Below are 16,634 nucleotides of genomic sequence, written 5' to 3'. Positions count from 1 at the left end.
GCGTGAACGGGTTACTATACCGTGGCTTGCCGACTGAACGAGAGTTTCCCATGCCTGTTCTTCCTTGGTCTGCCATCGATACCGTCCTGTTGGACATGGATGGCACCCTGCTCGACCTGCATTACGACAACCGCTTCTGGCTGGACCACCTGCCCCAGCGCTACGCCGAGCTGCACGGGGTAAGCCGGGCCATGGCGGAAATGGAGCTGCAACCACTGTTCGAGCGCAATGCCGGCACGCTGAATTGGTATTGCCTAGACTTCTGGAGCCGTGAACTGCGGTTGCCGATACGTGAGCTGAAACAGGAAATCGCCCACCTGATCGCCTTGCGCCCGGATGCCGACACCTTCCTGGCGGCGATCCGCGATGCTGGCAAGCGCGTGGTGATGATTACCAATGCCCATCGTGATTCGCTGTCGCTGAAGTTGGAACGGGTGGAGCTGGCGCCGTACTTCGAGCGACTGATCAGCTCGCATGACTACGGCTACCCGAAGGAAAGCCCGCAGTTCTGGGATGCCTTGCAGGCGGACATCGGCTTTGCACCGGCGCGCAGCCTGTTCATCGATGACACCCTGGCGATTCTGCGCAGTGCCCGGCGGTTTGGTGTAGGGCATCTGCTAGCAGTGCGCCAGCCGGATAGCCAGGCACAGCCGCGCGATACCGAGGAGTTTGCCGCAGTCGAGGATTACCGGGAATTATTGGTAGGCCTGTAAGGCCCTTTCGCGGCTCCAGTTGTAGGAGCGGGTTTACCCGCGAAAGGGCCGGTACAGGCTTTAAAGATCAATCCGGAATACGCAGCACCTGCCCCGGGTAAATCTTGTCCGGGTGCTTGAGCATCGGTTTGTTAGCCTCGAAAATCTTGTTGTACTGGTTGGCATTGCCGTAAACAACCACAGCGATGGCCGACAGCGTGTCACCCTTTTTCACGGTAACGAACCTTGCTGCCTGCACTACCGGCCCGGTCACGGTGATCTGGTCCTCGACACTGGCCACCCCGCTGATATTGCCCGCCGCCAAAATGATCTTCTCTTTCTCTTCCTGGCTGGCCACTTCGCCCTTGAGGATGATCTTGTCGCCCTCTACAGTGGCGCTGATGTTCGGGTTACCCAGGCCGACACTTTCCACGTGTTTCTTCAGCTGATCTTCAGCGTTAGCGTTGCCGGGTGTCAGCAGGTCAATCAACTTCTCGCCCGCTTCTTTGACGAAACTGAACAAGCTCATAACGCTCTCCTTGTTGACGGAACCTCGGACCCAGCAGTCTAGGCCAGCTTTCGCCTTACCGCCTGCATGCGACCAATCGACGCGGTCTATCAAGGCATAGAGCCTAGCGATTAGACGCCACCGCCTGGCAAGCCTAGGCTTGTGCTATCGCAAAGCCGCCGAATGAACAGTCTGCCCCGATGAACAGCAAGCCTCCGGTCTGCGCGGCCTCATCGCCTTTGTCCATGCCCGCCGCCAGCAACACCTACGATTACGTCCAGCTCAACGATGCCAGACGCGACAGCACCCCCTTGGCCGAAGAAGTGGCCCTAGCTATCGCCTACAACGGCCTCAACCAGGCGGTGATGCTGGTCAGCCCCACCGACCTGGAAGACTTCGCAGTCGGCTTCAGTGTTGGCAGCGGTATTGTCCAAGGCACCGCCGAAATCTACGACCTGAAACTTTCTGGCAGCGGCTCGGCGATGTATGCCGACCTGGAAATTGCCAGCCGTGCGTTCTGGAACCTGAAAAACCAGCGCCGTCAGCTGGCCGGCACCAGTGGTTGCGGCTTGTGTGGCGTCGAAGCCCTTGAGCAGGCTCTGCCGGAACTGGCCGAGCTGCCCGGTGCGCCCTTGCCACCGGCGCATTGGCTGGCCGGCCTGCGTGAGCGCATCGATGCCTTCCAGCCCTTGGGCCAGCATTGCGGCGCCGTGCATGCGGCGCTGTTCATGGACCGCCACGGCGAACTGCTGCTCGGCCGCGAAGACATCGGCCGGCATAACGCCCTCGACAAACTGATCGGCGCCCTGCTGCGCCAAGGCATCGATAGCCAGGGCGGCATTGCCATTGTCACCAGCCGTTGCAGCCTGGAGCTGATCCAGAAGGTGTTACGAGCCGGTATCCAGACCCTGGTCAGCCTGTCGGCGCCCACCGGCCTTGCCCTGCAGTGGGCACGCAAGCACAACCTCAACCTTATCCATTTGCCTAAGCACAGCGCACCGCGGGTCTACAGCCCAGCGGCGGAGTCGTAACAGTCGTGACCTCGTACCAACAGCTCCCGGACAACGCCCCAGCCTCCCCCCCTCGCTACAAGCCCTACCACGGCCCCGCCGGTGGTTGGGGTGCGCTGCGCAGCGTAGCCAAGGCCTGGGTCGGCAGCGATAACGCGCTGAAGAACCTTCGCGCCCTGCTCAAGACTAACCAGCACGGCGGTTTCGACTGCCCCGGCTGTGCCTGGGGCGACTCGCCGGAAAGCGGCATGGTCAAGTTCTGCGAGAACGGCGCCAAGGCAGTGAACTGGGAAGCCACCAAGCGCCGCGTCGACGCCGCCTTTTTCGCCCGTTACAGCGTCACTTCGCTGCTGCAGCAGAGCGACTACTGGCTGGAGTACCAAGGGCGCCTGACCGAGCCGATGGTCTATGACGCATCCAGCGACCGCTACCAACCCATCAGCTGGGACGCCGCTTACGCCTTGATCGCCCGCGAGCTGAACAAGCTGCCCAACCCTGACCAGGCCGAGTTCTACACCTCGGGGCGCGCCAGCAACGAAGCGGCCTACCTGTACCAGTTGTTCGTGCGCGCCTATGGCACCAACAACTTCCCCGACTGCTCGAACATGTGCCACGAGGCCAGTGGTGTGGCCCTGGGGCAAAGCGTCGGGGTCGGCAAGGGCACCGTCACTTTCGACGATTTTGAACACGCCGATACGATTTTTGTCTGGGGGCAAAACCCCGGCACCAACCACCCACGCATGCTCGACCCGCTACGCGACGCAGTGAAACGCGGTGCCCAAGTGGTGTGCGTCAACCCGCTCAAAGAACGCGGCCTGGAGCGCTTCCAGCACCCGCAAAACCCGTTGGAAATGCTGACCAACAGCGACCGACCGACCACCACTGCGTTCTTCCGCCCGGCCCTGGGCGGCGATATGGCGATGTTGCGCGGCATGGCCAAGTTCGCCCTGCAATGGGAACGTGAAGCCCAGGCCAAAGGCGAACCAGCCGTGTTCGACCACGCGTTCATCGCCGAACATGGCCATGGCATCGACGAGTACCTGGCGGTGGTGGATGCCACCCCGTGGCAGCACATTCAGGCGCAGTCCGGCCTGACGCTGGCCGATATCGAACTGGCGGCACGTATGTACTGCCGTGGCAAGCGGGTGATCATGTGTTGGGCGATGGGCATCACCCAGCATCGCCATTCCGTGCCAACCATTCAGGAACTCGTCAACCTGCAGATGCTGCGCGGCAACATCGGCGCACCCGGTGCCGGCCTGTGCCCGGTGCGTGGCCACAGCAATGTGCAGGGTGACCGTACCATGGGCATCAACGAGCGCCCGCCGATGGCGCTGCTCGATGCCATGGAAAAGCGCTTTGGCTTCGCTGTACCTCGGCACCACGGCCACAACACCGTCGAGGCGATCCACGCCATGCTCGACGGCCGTGCCAAGGTGTTTATCGGCCTGGGCGGCAACTTTGCCCAGGCCACGCCGGACACCGAGCGTACTGCCCAGGCGCTGCGCAACTGCGAACTGACCGTACACATCAGCACCAAGCTCAATCGCAGCCACCTGGTGCACGGCAAGCAGGCGCTGATCCTGCCGTGCCTAGGCCGTACCGACATCGACCTGCAAGGCGAAGGGCCACAAGCGGTGACCGTGGAAGACTCGTTCAGCATGGTCCACGCCTCCAATGGCCAGTTGAAGCCGCTGTCGACGCAAATGCGCTCAGAGCCTGCAGTGGTAGCCGGCATCGCCGCCGCCACCTTGGGCAAGCAACCGGTGGACTGGCATTGGCTGGTGGCCGACTACGACCGCATCCGCGATTTGATCAGCGACACCATCAGCGGCTTCAGCGGTTTCAACCAGCGTCTGCGCCAGCCGGGCGGTTTCTACCTGGGCAACAGCGCCGCCAACCGCGAATGGAATACCAGCACCGGCCGCGCCAACTTCAAGGCCAACCTACTGCCCGACACGCTGCTCGACGAGCGCGTGCGCGCTAGCGGCCAGTTGCCGGACCTGATCATGCAGTCGATGCGCTCGCACGATCAGTACAACACCACCATCTATGGCCTGGACGACCGCTACCGCGGTGTGCGCGGCCAGCGCGAGGTGCTGTTCGTCAACGAAGCCGACATCATCCGCCTGGGCTTCCAGCCGGGGCAGCGGGTGGACATCGTGTCGTTGTGGGGGGATGAACATGTGCGCCGGGTGCACGGCTTCACCCTGCTGGCCTTCGACATCCCTGCCGGGCAAGCGGCAGCGTATTACCCAGAGGTAAACCCGCTGGTGCCGCTGGAAAGCATTGGCGATGGCAGCCATACGCCGACGTCCAAGTTCATCGCTATCACGTTGGAGCGGGCTCGGGACGACGGGCGCATCCTGTAGAAATTGTGTCCACCGCAAAACCAAAAAAGCCCTGTTCCATAACGGTTCAGGGCTTTGTCATAAAAGTCTCAGACAGCCGAAATTCAATAAAGTTTCACAGCAAATACAGCAACTTAGAGAATTGTGTACAACTCGTGTTACTCGTCGGATTTCGTTTGCCAGCCACGCTCGTTAGCCTCAAATTCGCCTCGTCATCCCTATGAGGCTCTCTCGATGAAGAAGTACTCCTCGATTCTGTTGTTGTCTTTCAGCTTGCTCAGCGGCGTTGCCATGGCAGGCGGCACCACCGAGGCCGGCATTGGCGGCGCATTGGGTGGGGTACTGGGCTCCGTTGTGGGCCAGTCCATTGGCGGTAGCACAGGCGGCGCGATTGGCGCAGGCCTGGGCGGCGCAGCCGGCAGTGCGGTAGGTGCCGACAAGCACCAGCGTGGTGAGGCAGCCATCGGTGGCGCATTGGGCGCCGCAGGCGGCAACGTGGTGGGCCGCTCCGTGGGCGGCACCTCGGGTAGCTACATTGGCGCAGCAGCCGGCGGTGGCGCCGGTGGCGCACTGGGTAACTACATGGGCAACAAGGCCGACGAAGACGAGCGTCATGACGAGCGCCGCTACCGTCGCGGCTACGACGACGACCGTCGCCACTACGACCGGGGCCACCACTACGGCCACCGCAAGCACAAGCGCCACTGGCGCGACTAACGCCTGGGGGCCTCGCCCCCGGCAACAAAAGCCCCGCCCCTGCCGGCGGGGCTTTTTTATGCCCGTTGTTCCAGCAAGACGCCAGAGAGGATCACCTGCAGCGCCTGTGGCAACGCTACGGGGCGGCCGCTGGCACGCTCGATGAACACTTGCACCAAAGTGCCTGCCGCGCACGCCTCCGGCTCCCCAGGGCGGAACAGCGCCAGGCGATACTCCACCGTGCTCCCTGCCAGCCGCGCTACCCCCAAACCCACCTCCAACACATCCGGGAAGCCCGGCAGCGCATAGAAGTCAGCCGCCGAACTCACCACGAAAGCCGCCAGCTCGCCGTCGCGCAGGTTGAGCTCGGCCTGTTCAACAAGGAACGCCTGGATGGCGGTTTCGAAGAAGCCGTGCACGGTAGCGCCGGCGATGTGGCCGTTCTGGTCGTTGTCCTGAGGGCGGGTGAGGATGGGATGGAAGTGGCAGAAGGCAGTGCGCGGGGGGGATTCGGTCATCTGGCTGGCTCTTGTCTTCGCGATGGATGCTGACAGTGAAACAGAAAATCCAGGTTTTCGCTGCTTGTGCCGGCCTCTTCACGGTAAACGCGGTCATTGCAGGAGCGGCGTCAGCCGGGACGAACAAAAAAGCCGCCCCTGAGGGCGGCTTTCTCGTTGCGACTGGGCTCAGCTTACAGCTGCGGGCCAGCGGCCTTGATGGCGTCGGAAACTTCGAACTTCTTGAAGTTTTCGATGAACAGCTTGGCCAGGCCTTTGGCGGCCTCGTCGTAGGCCGCTTTGTCAGCCCAGTTGGTGCGCGGGTTGAGCAGCTCGGTTTCAACGCCCGGCACGGCCTTCGGCACGTCCAGGTTGATGATGTCCAGGTGCTCGGTTTCGGCACCAACCAGCGCGCCGCTCTGGATTGCAGCGATCACGGCACGGGTGGTCGGGATGCTGAAACGCTTGCCAACGCCGTAGCCACCGCCGGTCCAGCCGGTGTTGACCAGGTAAACCTTGGAGTTGAAGCCGTTGATACGCTTGATCAGCAGCTCGGCGTACTCGCCAGCCGGGCGTGGGAAGAACGGTGCGCCGAAGCAGGTGGAGAAGGTCGACTTGATGCCGCCGCCCGAACCCATTTCGGTGGAACCGACCAGCGCGGTGTAGCCGGACAGGAAGTGGTAGGCCGCCTGCTCGTTGTTCAGGATCGAAACCGGAGGCAGAACACCGGTCAGGTCGCAAGTCAGGAAGATGACGGCGTTAGGCTCGCCACCCAGGTTCGCTTCGGAACGCTTGGCAACGTGCTCCAGCGGGTAGGCCGCACGGCTGTTCTGGGTCAGGCTGACATCGGTGTAGTCGGCGTGCTTGTTGGCGTCGAGGACGACGTTTTCCAGCACTGCGCCGTGCTTGATGGCTTTCCAGATGACCGGCTCGTTCTTCTCGGACAGGTCGATGCACTTGGCGTAGCAGCCGCCTTCCATGTTGAAGACAACGCCTTCGCCCCAACCGTGCTCGTCGTCACCAATCAGGTAACGGCTTTCGTCGGCCGACAGGGTGGTCTTGCCAGTGCCGGACAGGCCGAAGAACAGGGTCACATCGCCTTCTTCGCCGATGTTGGCCGCGCAGTGCATCGGCAGTACGTCGGCAGCCGGCAGCAGGAAGTTCTGCACCGAGAACATGGCTTTCTTCATTTCGCCGGCGTAACGCATGCCTGCGATCAGCACTTTTTTGGCGGCGAAGTTGATGATCACGCAACCGTCGGAGTTGGTGCCGTCACGCTCAGGCTCGCACACGAAGTTGGCGACGTTGAGGATTTGCCACTCGCCGCGGCCAGCCGGGTTGTACTGTTCTGGATTGATGAACAGGCAACGACCGAACAGGTTCTGCCAGGCAGTCTGGGTGGTCATCTTCACCGGCAGGTAGTGCTCGGCGGCCGCCCCTACGTGAACGTAGGAAACGAAGTGATCCTGGGCGTTGTTGAACGCCTCAACGCGGTCCCACAGGGCATCGAACTTGTCGGCCGGGAACTTGCGGTTGATCGGGCCCCAGGAGATCGCGTCCTGGGTGGAAGGTTCTTCGACGATGAAACGGTCAGCCGGCGAACGGCCAGTACGGTGACCAGTCTCCACGACCAGTGCGCCAGTATCGGCTAGTACGCCTTCACCGCGTTGCAGCGCTTCTTTTACCAGCTCATCGACGCTCAGGTCGGTGTACACGGTGTTGTTGGCTTGCGTCATGAGATACCCCATCCGGCCCGAGGCCGAGTGCTCCAAACGTTTTGTAGTTGTCTTGAAAAAACTACTACAGCGAAAAAAGTGGCCGGATTATGCCAGAAAAGCCCAAAAAAAGTAGGCCCCTCCTGTCAGAACTGCGCTTTTGCGCAATTCGACAGGAGATAGTCCTGTGGTTAAACGTTTCAGTGACGAGTTTCTGAGGCTGCGTCCGTGCCGCCACCAGCAAACAATTGCGCAACATCGCTGGCATCGAACAGGTAGCGCTCGTTGCAGAACTGGCAATCGACTTCTACCTGCCCGCCACATTCTTCGACCAACTGTTTGGCATCGTGCTCACCCAAGCTGACCAGCGCGTTGCCGGAGCGTTCGCGAGAGCAGCTGCAGTGGAAGCGCAGCGGTTCGATATCGAACAGACGCACGGCGTCTTCATGGTAAAGGCGGTGCAGCAGGGTTTCGTTATCCAGCGCCCACTCTTCAACCTTCAGCGTCTTGGCCAGGGCCACGACGTGCTGCCAGCTCTCTTCGCGTTCTTCATCGTCAGGCTGACGATCACGCGGCAATTGTTGCAACAACAGGCCACGCGCCTTGCCGCTGGAGGTGTCCAGCCAGAAACGCGTGTTCAGCTGCTGCGACTGCACGAAGTAGTTGGTGAAGCACTCCGACAGGTTGGCGCCATCGAGGTCGACGGTACCCTGGTAGCGCTGGCCCTTCACCGGGTCGATGGTCAGCGTCAGGTGGCCGTCGGGCATCAGTTGCTCCAACGTGGCACCCGCCGGAATTTGATCGGCTTCGTAACGGGCCATGCCGCGGATGTCGCGCTCGCCCGAGCACTCCACCATCAGCAACGGGATCGGCCCTTGCGAACGTGCCTGCAGAATCAGCAGGCCATCGAACTTCAGCGCGCCCACCAGCAAAGCGGTGGCAGCCATCAGTTCGCCGAGCAAGGCCTGTACTGGCTGCGGGTACTCATGACGCGCCAGTACTGCGGCGTAGCTGTCATCGAGAGACACCCACTCGCCGCGCACATCGCGCTCGTCGAAGATGAAACGTTGGGTGAAATCGGTATCAGGCAAGTCGCTCATAGGTTTTGGCTATCTGAAAAATGATGACAAAATGGTTACAAGGGTTGTCGAAAAACATGCGAGAACCCCGTGGTAGAGCGCTCACAAGGCGCTCAGATTTCTGTTTGCAATAGAGGTATTTTATGGACAATCGACCACTGTTCCAAGCAAGGTGGTCTTGGGGGCCATTAGCAGCCTGTACGCTGCTTGCTATCGCTCTACTGTGTTTCTGGTTATGGCCTATTGGCCAGATCCTGTGCCTGACTTTCGACGAGTGGCTATTCCATAGCCTGAATGCGCCGCTGGCCGACAACCCCACCTGGCGTTATATCTGGACCCTTGGTAGCTTGCGCCCGTTCGACATCGTCGTCGGCCTGATCCTTCTGGCAGTGCTTATCCGTGGCGACTGGGTGTTCAAGGCAGCCCAGGTTCGCGAGGCCTTTTTCGGCTTTTTGCTCACGCTGATCCTCTTAGTGGTGATTCGCGCGCTGTTTTCCAAGTGGGTGGACGCAATGGGCTGGCAACACGACAGCCCATCGATGGTGTTCGACAACGTCGTGCACCTGAGCGATTACTACCCGAACCTGGAAAAAGCCTGGGAGCTGAAGGACCGCTCCAGCAACAGTTTCCCCGGCGACCATGCCTCGGTGCTGCTGATCTGGGCGCTGTTCATGAGCGTTTTCAGCCGCCGCCTGGTGCAGTACCTAGTGGTCTGGGGGCTGGCGGTGCTGTTCATGCTGCCGCGTCTGGTGGCTGGCGCCCACTGGGGGCAGGATGATTACATCGGTGGGTTGCTGATGGCTGTGCTGGCGTTGGGCTGGAGCTGCTATACGCCGCTGGCGGCCAAGGGCAGCGCGGCACTAATACGCTGGACGGCACCATTGTTCAACCTGCTGGGCAAATTACCACTGGTCGGGCGGATGGCAGTCACTCGCTAGGGCCATGGGGGCTGCTGCGATGGGGCGCGAAGCGCCCCCGGCTATTCAAAGCTCCCATGCAGCTGGTGAATCTGCCGCCGCTGCTTCTTGGTCGGCCGGCCATCGGTGGTCACACCCATCGCCCCGGCCTTACGCATTTCCGCCGCCTGCTCACGGCGGCGTACACTTTCTTCGGTTTCTTCATACAACGCCTGCGCCTCTGGCGCCCCACGTCGCACCACCGACAGCGCCTTTACCACCACCGTGCGTTCATCGAACCCGGTGCGCAGCACGAACGCGTCACCCACCCGCGGTTCCTTGCCCGGCTTGCAGCGCTCGCCCCGGCAATGCACCTTGCCGCTCTCGATCGCCGCCTTGGCCAGGGCCCGTGTCTTGTAGAAGCGCGCCGCCCATAGCCACTTGTCCAAGCGGACTTTGTCGTCGTCTTCGGCTTTTTGTGCCATCCCGTTACCTCGAATTCTGTCTTTCATCGAACTGTACTACCTTCACATACGGATGCAAAAAATCCCCGGCGTGCTTACAGTTCACCACCTCATTCGCAGGGTGCGCTTCGTGAAGACATTTGACCATTTGACTGTGATCGGCCTGCGCGAGTGGGTCGCCCTGCCCGACCTTGGCGTGGCCGGGCTGCGCGCCAAGATCGACACCGGCGCCAGCACCTCCAGCCTGCACGCCACCGAGGTGGAGCCGTTCGAGCGCGACGGCCAGCCCTGGGTGCGTTTCACCGCACACCTGGGCTCGGTGGTGCAGTTGCGCCACCGCCGCTGCGAAGCACCGCTGGTGACCATGAAGACCATCAAGAGCTCCAACGGCCAGGCCCAGACCCGCTACGTCATCCGCACCTCATTGGCCTTGGGCGATGGAGTCTGGGAAGTGGAGTTCACCCTGGCTTGCCGCAAGAACATGCGCTACCGCCTGTTGCTCGGTTCCAAGGCCCTGATCCACGGCCAGCTGGTGGTCAACCCCGGCCTGAAGTACGTACAAGACAAACCGGCCTTTCCGGCCACCCTTTCCCCTGTCACAGGTGCTGCATGAAGATCGCTGTGCTGTCGCGCAATCCGCGTCTGTATTCCACCCGCCGCCTGGTCGAAGCCGGCACCCAGCGGGGCCACGAAATGGTAGTGATCGATACCTTGCGGGCCTACATGAACATTGCCAGCCACAAACCGCAGATTCACTACCGCGGCAAGCCACTGGAAGACTTCGATGCGGTAATCCCGCGCATCGGTGCTTCGGTCACCTTCTATGGCTGTGCCGTGCTGCGCCAGTTCGAAATGATGGGCGTGTACCCACTCAACGAGTCGGTAGCCATTGCCCGCTCGCGGGACAAACTGCGCTCACTGCAACTGCTGTCACGGCGCGGCATCGGCCTACCAATCACCGGTTTCGCCCACTCCCCGGACGACATCCCCGACCTGATCCAGATGGTCAACGGCGCCCCACTGGTGATCAAGGTACTGGAAGGCACCCAGGGCATCGGCGTGGTGCTGTGCGAAACCACCAAGGCCGCCGAGTCGGTGATCGAGGCGTTCATGGGCCTGAAGCAGAACATCATGGTGCAGGAATACATCAAGGAAGCGGGAGGGGCGGATATCCGCTGCTTTGTGGTCGGCGACAAAGTCATCGCCTCGATGAAGCGCCAGGCCAAGCCTGGTGAGTTTCGCTCCAACCTGCACCGCGGCGGGGTGGCGAGTTTGATCAAGATCACCCCGGAAGAACGCATGACCGCCATTCGCGCGGCCAAGGTGATGGGCCTGAGCGTGGCGGGTGTGGATATCCTGCGTTCCAACCATGGGCCGCTGGTGATGGAGGTGAACTCATCGCCGGGGCTGGAAGGCATCGAAGTGACCACCGGCAAAAACGTGGCCGCGATGATCATCGAGCACCTGGAGAAAAATGGCGGGCCGAATCAGACCCGCACCAAGGGCAAGGGCTGATTAAGCCTGCACCGGCCTCTTCGCGGGCAAGCCCGCTCCTACAGGGGAACGTAAAACCATGGAGCGGGCTTGCCCGCGAAGAGGCCGGTGATGCTCACACAGCATTACGCGGCAGCAACAACCCCAACGGCAGCCTTACCCGCGCCTCGATCCCGCCACCAGAGCGATTGCGCAGCTCGACATTGCCGCCATGCTGCGCGGCGATCCGCTTGACGATCGCCAGCCCCAGCCCGGTGCCCTTGCCACCGCGCGCCCGGTCGCCGCGAATGAACGGGTTGAAGATGGTTTCCAGCTCCGACTCGTCGATGCCGGCCCCGCGGTCCAGCACGCTCAGCACCACATACGGCGCACTCTCGTCGCCCGATACATAGGCAGCCACTTCAACCCCCTTGCCGGCATGGTGCAGGGCGTTGCCAATCAGGTTGCCCAGCATGCGCTTGAGCGAAACCCGGCGCAGCGGGAACGGTGGGATCGGCTCCAGGCACAGGCGCACGCGTTCTTCCGGCTGGTTATACGGCGCCACCACCTCGCGCACCAAGTCGGCCAGGTCGACCTCCTCCACCGGCTCGTCACGGCCATCGCGGATAAAGGCCAGGAACTGATCGAGGATCGCGTCCATGTCCTCGATATCGCGGACCATGTCGTCACTCAGTTCGTTGTCACTGTTCAGCAAGGACAGCGACAGGCGCAGGCGCGTCAGCGGCGTACGCAAGTCGTGGGAAACCCCGGCCAGCATCAGTTCGCGCTCGCGCCCAGCCTGCTCGACATCCTCGGCCATCTGGTTGAAGGCCCTGTACACCTCGGTCATTTCGCTGGGCGTGTCGCTGATCGGCAGGCGCACGCTGCGCCCCTGGCCGAGCTGGCGAGCGGCAAACACCAGGCGCTTGAGCGGCTGGTTCAATTGGCGCACGAAAATCCAGGCCGAGGCGGTGGACAACAGGCCAATGGCCAGAAACCAACCCAGCACGTTCCAAATTTTTTGCCCCCGCAGCGGGTGCGGGTACAGCGGTACTTTCAGCCAACCGGGGCCCAGGCTCGGCGCATTGACCCACAACGCCGGTGGCGCATGAATGCGCAGCCGCACCTCGGTGTCCTCGCCCAGTTCTGCCTGCATCTGCCGTTGGTAGATTTCGCTATAGGGCCAGTGCTGCTCACCCTCGGGCACGCCAGAGCCAGTAACCCGGATAAGGCCGGCCGCCTCGGCAATTTTGTCGCGGTTTTCTTCGTCGGCAGCCCAATAGGCACGCAAGGTCAGCGCCACACCATGGCTGTACTGACGGTCGACCAGCACGTCCTCGTTCATCAGCAGGTAGACCAGGGTCAAGGCCTTGGAGAACAGGACGACGATCAACACCAGCCACAAGGTGCGGGCGAAGAAACTTTGCGGGAACCACAGCGGTGTTTTCATCGACGGCTGGGCATCATTTACCGGCGTTTCCGTCCGGCACGAACACGTAGCCCACGCCCCAGACGGTCTGGATATAACGCGGCTTGGACGGGTCCGGCTCGATCATGCGGCGCAGGCGCGAGATCTGCACGTCGATGGAGCGCTCCAGGGCGTCCCATTCGCGGCCGCGGGCCAGGTTCATCAGCTTGTCGCGGGTCAGCGGCTCGCGTGCGTGCATCACCAGCGCCTTGAGTACGGCGAACTCACCGGTGGTGAGCATGTGCACTTCGTCGCCGCGTTTGAGCTCGCGGGTAGCCAGCGACAGCTCGTAGTCGCCAAAGGTGACCGATTCGTCTTCGCTGCCCGGCGCACCCGGCACGCTCGGTGCCTGGCGACGCAGCACGGCCTTGACCCGGGCCATCAGCTCGTCCGGGTTGAATGGCTTGCCCAAGTAGTCGTCGGCGCCCAGCTCCAGGCCCTTGATACGGCTGAGCTCGTCGCCCTTGGCGGTGAGCATGATGATCGGGATCTGGTTGTTCTGCTGACGCAGGCGCTTGCACGCGGACAGGCCATCCTCGCCCGGCAGCATCAAGTCGAGCACCACCAGGTTGAACACCTCACGCTGCAGCAGGCGGTCCATCTGCTCGGTGTTGGGCACTGCGCGGGCACGGTAGCCCTTGCTGGTGAAGAAACGCTCCAGCAGGCTGCTCAGCCCCGGGTCGTCATCGACGATGAGAATCTTGTCACCTTCAGCGGTGTTTGGCGTGCCGGTCATGAATAACTCCTCTGATATCGCCGCGCATTATGGCGTAGCCATTGCTGCACGTTGCGTGAGCATTGTTAGCAGATTTTTCCCCCGGCGCCAGTTCCGGCTGGCCGGGCGCCATCACCGCAAGCCGTTGACGATGGGTATAATGCGCGGCTTTCATCCAGCGCCGCCGGGCGATAAAGCCCACAGGCGACCCCCGTATTCACAAATGTCAGGTGGTTTACATGGACAGCATCAACAGCCGTATCGCCGAGGAACTGGGCGTACGCCCCCAGCAGGTCGAGGCGGCCGTGGGCCTGTTGGACGAAGGCTCGACCGTGCCCTTCATCGCCCGCTACCGCAAGGAAGTGACCGGTAGCCTGGACGACACCCAGCTGCGCCATCTGGAAGAACGCCTGCGCTACCTGCGCGAACTCGACGAGCGCCGCGCCAGCATCCTGGCCAGCATCGAGGAGCAGGGCAAGCTGACCGCGGAGCTGGCCCGCGAGATCAAGCTGGCCGACACCAAGACCCGCCTCGAAGACTTGTACCTGCCGTACAAGCAGAAGCGCCGCACCAAGGGCCAGATCGCCCTGGAAGCCGGCCTCGGCGAACTCGCCGACGGCTTGTTCAACGACCCGAACCTGGCCCCGGAAAGCGAAGCCGCACGCTTCGTCAACGCCGAGAAAGGCGTGGCCGACGTCAAGGCCGCGCTGGAAGGCGCCAAGTACATCCTCATGGAACGCTTCGCCGAAGACGCCGCCCTGCTCGACAAGCTGCGCAGCTTCCTCAAGCAGGATGCCGTGCTGAGCGCCCGCGTGGTGGCCGGCAAGGAAGAAGAAGGCGCCAAGTTCCGCGATTACTTCGCCCATGACGAACTGCTGCGCACCGCCCCCTCGCACCGCGCCCTGGCCATCTTCCGCGGGCGCAACGAGGGCGTGCTGAGCGCCTCGCTGAAAGTTGGCGAAGAACTGCCTGGCACCCTGCACCCGTGCGAGGTCATGATCAGCAACCATGTTGGCATCGAAAACCGCAGCCGCCCGGCCGACAAGTGGCTGGGCGAGGTAGTGCGCTGGACCTGGAAGGTGAAACTGTACACCCACCTGGAAACCGACCTGTTCGGCGAGCTGCGCGACAATGCCGAAGCCGAGGCGATCAACGTGTTCGCGCATAACCTGCACGACCTGCTGCTGGCCGCCCCGGCCGGCCCGCGCGCCACCCTCGGCTTCGACCCGGGCCTGCGCACTGGCTGCAAGATTGCCGTGGTCGATGCCACCGGCAAGCTGCTGGACTACACCACCGTCTACCCACACGCGCCGAAGAACGACTGGGACCGCACTATTTCCATCATGGCCGCGCTGTGCGCCAAGCACTCGGTGGAACTGATCGCCATCGGCAACGGCACCGCCAGCCGCGAGAGCGACAAGCTGGTTGCCGAGCTGGTTAAAAAATATCCAGCACTGAAGATTACCAAGATCATGGTCTCCGAGGCGGGGGCTTCGGTGTACTCCGCATCGGAACTGGCCGCCCGCGAGTTCCCGGACCTCGATGTGTCGATCCGTGGCGCTGTGTCGATTGCCCGCCGCCTGCAGGACCCGCTGGCCGAACTGGTGAAGATCGACCCGAAATCCATCGGTGTCGGCCAGTACCAGCACGATGTGTCCCAGCTGAAACTGGCGCGTGGCCTGGACGCCGTGGTCGAGGACTGCGTGAACGCCGTGGGCGTGGACGTCAACACCGCCTCGGTGGCGCTGCTGACGCGCATCTCCGGCCTCAATGCCACCCTGGCGCAGAACATCGTCGCCCACCGCGACGCCAACGGCCCGTTCGCCACCCGCGCGGCGCTGAAAAAAGTCAGCCGCCTGGGTGAGAAAACCTTCGAACAGGCCGCCGGCTTCCTCCGCGTGATGAACGGCGACAACCCGCTGGACGCTTCGGCAGTGCACCCTGAGGCCTACCCGCTGGTGCAGCGCATCGCCGCCGACACCGACCGCGACATTCGCTCGCTGATCGGTGACAGCAGCTTCCTCAAGCGCCTGGACCCAAAGAAATTCACCGATGAAACCTTCGGCCTGCCAACCGTCACCGACATTCTGCAAGAGCTGGACAAGCCTGGCCGCGACCCCCGCCCCGAGTTCAAGACCGCCACCTTCCAGGACGGCGTCGAAGACCTCAAGGACCTAGAGCCGGGCATGATCCTCGAAGGCGTGGTGACCAACGTCACTAACTTCGGTGCCTTCGTCGACATCGGCGTGCACCAGGACGGCCTGGTGCACATCTCGGCACTGTCGGAGAAGTTCGTCAAAGACCCGCGTGAAGCGGTCAAGGCCGGCGACGTGGTCAAGGTCAAGGTCATGGAGGTGGACATCCCGCGCAAGCGCGTCGGCCTGTCCATGCGCATGAGCGACACCCCGGGCGAAAAGGTCGAAGGCAACCGCGGTGGTAACCGTGGCAATGCCGGTAACCGCCAGCCGCAGGCGCCGCGCCAGCGCGAAACCGCCACGGCTGCCCCGGCCAACAACGCCATGGCCTCGCTGTTCGCCAACGCCAAGCAGCTGAAGAAGAAGTGATGGACGTACCGCGCGAGTACGTCGAAAGCGCCTTCAGCCAGCTCCTCGGCTGCCGCCTGCAACGCCTGGACACAGGTGTTGCCGAGGTAGCCCTGGCGCTCGAGCCGCAGTTGCGCAACCGCGGCCAGAAGCTGCACGGCGGGGCGATTTTCAGCCTGGTGGACATCGCCATGGGCCTGGCTTGCTCGGCCAGCCATGGCTTTGACGAGCAAAGCGTCACCATCGAATGCAAGATCAACTACATGCGCGCCGTCAGTGACGGCGAAGTGCTGTGCACCGCCCGCGTGCTGCACGCCGGGCGGCGCACCCTGGTGGTCGACGCCGACGTAGTCCAGGGCGACAAACTGGTGGCGAAAGCACAAGGAACCTTCGCGGTTCTCTAGCTCACCAAGCAGTATCTGCGGTATTTTCAGCAGTGCGCTGGCACTGCTGGATCCGCGTAAACCAGGCGACAACGCCAGTTCCTTTCTTCCTACCCTTGTAGACCGTTATCTCTACCCCCATAT

16 protein-coding genes are annotated in these 16,634 nt (G+C 62.4%); 9 read left to right on the top strand and 7 right to left on the bottom strand.

Translation table 11 applies throughout. The annotated features are described in order from the left end of the window. The first annotated feature begins 50 nt into the window (after window positions 1-50). Window positions 51-713: a GMP/IMP nucleotidase gene (gene yrfG / locus DV532_RS01160; RefSeq protein ID WP_056805951.1), complete on the top strand. Its 663-nt coding sequence runs from the start codon at window positions 51-53 to the stop codon at window positions 711-713. A 67-nt stretch (window positions 714-780) separates the two neighbouring features. On the opposite strand, the gene lysM is transcribed toward yrfG, so the two are convergent. Continuing rightward, entirely contained in the window at window positions 781-1,221 is a 441-nt protein-coding gene (gene lysM, locus DV532_RS01155; RefSeq protein ID WP_056805954.1) for a peptidoglycan-binding protein LysM, read from the bottom strand. 179 nt (window positions 1,222-1,400) lie between these two features. Here lysM and fdhD point away from each other — a divergent pair, with 179 nt between their 5' ends. The 3 genes from fdhD (at window position 1,401) to DV532_RS01140 (ending at window position 5,278) form a co-directional block, all read left to right on the top strand. Further along, window positions 1,401-2,231 (top strand): formate dehydrogenase accessory sulfurtransferase FdhD, encoded by an 831-nt coding sequence (fdhD, locus tag DV532_RS01150; RefSeq protein ID WP_056805957.1) that lies wholly within the window; start codon window positions 1,401-1,403, stop codon window positions 2,229-2,231. A 5-nt stretch (window positions 2,232-2,236) separates the two neighbouring features. Beyond that, complete coding sequence (locus DV532_RS01145) at window positions 2,237-4,582, top strand: FdhF/YdeP family oxidoreductase (protein ID WP_056805960.1); 2,346 nt, start codon at window positions 2,237-2,239, stop codon at window positions 4,580-4,582. A gap of 213 nt (window positions 4,583-4,795) precedes the next feature. Further along, entirely contained in the window at window positions 4,796-5,278 is a 483-nt protein-coding gene (locus DV532_RS01140; RefSeq protein ID WP_056805964.1) for a glycine zipper domain-containing protein, read from the top strand. Between the two features lie 56 nt (window positions 5,279-5,334). Here DV532_RS01140 and DV532_RS01135 read toward each other — a convergent pair whose 3' ends face one another. The 3 genes from DV532_RS01135 to hslO all read right to left on the bottom strand — a co-directional run bounded on the left by DV532_RS01135 (window position 5,335) and on the right by hslO (window position 8,569). Continuing rightward, on the bottom strand, window positions 5,335-5,775 hold the full coding sequence (locus tag DV532_RS01135; protein ID WP_056805967.1) for a thioesterase family protein: 441 nt from the start codon (window positions 5,773-5,775) through the stop codon (window positions 5,335-5,337). Window positions 5,776-5,948: 173 nt separating this feature from the next. Beyond that, window positions 5,949-7,490, bottom strand: coding sequence for a phosphoenolpyruvate carboxykinase (locus tag DV532_RS01130; protein WP_056805968.1), 1,542 nt, complete (start codon window positions 7,488-7,490; stop codon window positions 5,949-5,951). Between the two features lie 179 nt (window positions 7,491-7,669). Then, the gene (gene hslO / locus DV532_RS01125; RefSeq protein ID WP_056805969.1) at window positions 7,670-8,569 is read right to left on the bottom strand and encodes an Hsp33 family molecular chaperone HslO; all 900 of its coding nucleotides are present in this window, start codon (window positions 8,567-8,569) and stop codon (window positions 7,670-7,672) included. A 122-nt stretch (window positions 8,570-8,691) separates the two neighbouring features. Between hslO and DV532_RS01120 the strand changes: the two genes are divergently transcribed. Further along, the gene (locus tag DV532_RS01120) at window positions 8,692-9,486 is read left to right on the top strand and encodes a phosphatase PAP2 family protein (RefSeq protein ID WP_056805970.1); all 795 of its coding nucleotides are present in this window, start codon (window positions 8,692-8,694) and stop codon (window positions 9,484-9,486) included. A gap of 41 nt (window positions 9,487-9,527) precedes the next feature. Here DV532_RS01120 and DV532_RS01115 read toward each other — a convergent pair whose 3' ends face one another. Beyond that, window positions 9,528-9,929 carry an RNA-binding S4 domain-containing protein gene (locus DV532_RS01115; protein ID WP_056805973.1) on the bottom strand — a complete coding sequence of 134 codons (402 nt, stop codon included), beginning with the start codon at window positions 9,927-9,929 and terminating at the stop codon, window positions 9,528-9,530. Window positions 9,930-10,038: 109 nt separating this feature from the next. Between DV532_RS01115 and DV532_RS01110 the strand changes: the two genes are divergently transcribed. Beyond that, entirely contained in the window at window positions 10,039-10,521 is a 483-nt protein-coding gene (locus DV532_RS01110) for an ATP-dependent zinc protease (protein ID WP_041166351.1), read from the top strand. Next, a complete protein-coding gene (rimK, locus tag DV532_RS01105) occupies window positions 10,518-11,423 on the top strand; it encodes a 30S ribosomal protein S6--L-glutamate ligase (protein WP_056805975.1) in 906 nt (301 codons plus the stop codon). The genes DV532_RS01110 and rimK overlap by 4 nt, the downstream gene beginning before the upstream one ends. 94 nt (window positions 11,424-11,517) lie before the next feature. Here the strand turns inward: rimK and DV532_RS01100 are convergent, their stop codons facing one another. Then, on the bottom strand, window positions 11,518-12,831 hold the full coding sequence (locus tag DV532_RS01100; protein ID WP_056805977.1) for an ATP-binding protein: 1,314 nt from the start codon (window positions 12,829-12,831) through the stop codon (window positions 11,518-11,520). Window positions 12,832-12,844: 13 nt separating this feature from the next. Further along, complete coding sequence (ompR, locus tag DV532_RS01095) at window positions 12,845-13,585, bottom strand: two-component system response regulator OmpR (RefSeq protein ID WP_012270052.1); 741 nt, start codon at window positions 13,583-13,585, stop codon at window positions 12,845-12,847. Window positions 13,586-13,803: 218 nt separating this feature from the next. On the opposite strand from ompR, the gene DV532_RS01090 reads away from it, so the two are divergent. Together DV532_RS01090 and DV532_RS01085 are read left to right on the top strand one after the other, a co-directional pair. Then, a complete protein-coding gene (locus tag DV532_RS01090) occupies window positions 13,804-16,128 on the top strand; it encodes a Tex family protein (RefSeq protein ID WP_056805983.1) in 2,325 nt (774 codons plus the stop codon). Continuing rightward, on the top strand, window positions 16,128-16,511 hold the full coding sequence (locus DV532_RS01085) for a PaaI family thioesterase (RefSeq protein WP_056805986.1): 384 nt from the start codon (window positions 16,128-16,130) through the stop codon (window positions 16,509-16,511). The genes DV532_RS01090 and DV532_RS01085 overlap by 1 nt, the downstream gene beginning before the upstream one ends. Window positions 16,512-16,634 lie beyond the last annotated feature (123 nt).

The organism is Pseudomonas sp. Leaf58, assembly GCF_003627215.1.
Taxonomy (GTDB): Bacteria; Pseudomonadota; Gammaproteobacteria; order Pseudomonadales; family Pseudomonadaceae; genus Aquipseudomonas.
The sequence above is the reverse complement of the archived record's forward strand: the minus strand, read 5'-3'. Positions and strand labels throughout refer to the sequence as shown.

Coding starts and splice junctions, on each gene's coding strand:
- yrfG (WP_056805951.1), top strand. CDS start 51: ATGCCTGTTCTTCCTTGGTCTGCCATCGATACCGTCCTGTTGGACATG.
- lysM (WP_056805954.1), bottom strand. CDS start 1,221: ATGAGCTTGTTCAGTTTCGTCAAAGAAGCGGGCGAGAAGTTGATTGAC.
- fdhD (WP_056805957.1), top strand. CDS start 1,401: ATGAACAGCAAGCCTCCGGTCTGCGCGGCCTCATCGCCTTTGTCCATG.
- DV532_RS01140 (WP_056805964.1), top strand. CDS start 4,796: ATGAAGAAGTACTCCTCGATTCTGTTGTTGTCTTTCAGCTTGCTCAGC.
- DV532_RS01135 (WP_056805967.1), bottom strand. CDS start 5,775: ATGACCGAATCCCCCCCGCGCACTGCCTTCTGCCACTTCCATCCCATC.
- DV532_RS01130 (WP_056805968.1), bottom strand. CDS start 7,490: ATGACGCAAGCCAACAACACCGTGTACACCGACCTGAGCGTCGATGAG.
- hslO (WP_056805969.1), bottom strand. CDS start 8,569: ATGAGCGACTTGCCTGATACCGATTTCACCCAACGTTTCATCTTCGAC.
- DV532_RS01120 (WP_056805970.1), top strand. CDS start 8,692: ATGGACAATCGACCACTGTTCCAAGCAAGGTGGTCTTGGGGGCCATTA.
- DV532_RS01115 (WP_056805973.1), bottom strand. CDS start 9,929: ATGGCACAAAAAGCCGAAGACGACGACAAAGTCCGCTTGGACAAGTGG.
- rimK (WP_056805975.1), top strand. CDS start 10,518: ATGAAGATCGCTGTGCTGTCGCGCAATCCGCGTCTGTATTCCACCCGC.
- DV532_RS01100 (WP_056805977.1), bottom strand. CDS start 12,831: ATGAAAACACCGCTGTGGTTCCCGCAAAGTTTCTTCGCCCGCACCTTG.
- ompR (WP_012270052.1), bottom strand. CDS start 13,585: ATGACCGGCACGCCAAACACCGCTGAAGGTGACAAGATTCTCATCGTC.
- DV532_RS01090 (WP_056805983.1), top strand. CDS start 13,804: ATGGACAGCATCAACAGCCGTATCGCCGAGGAACTGGGCGTACGCCCC.
- DV532_RS01085 (WP_056805986.1), top strand. CDS start 16,128: ATGGACGTACCGCGCGAGTACGTCGAAAGCGCCTTCAGCCAGCTCCTC.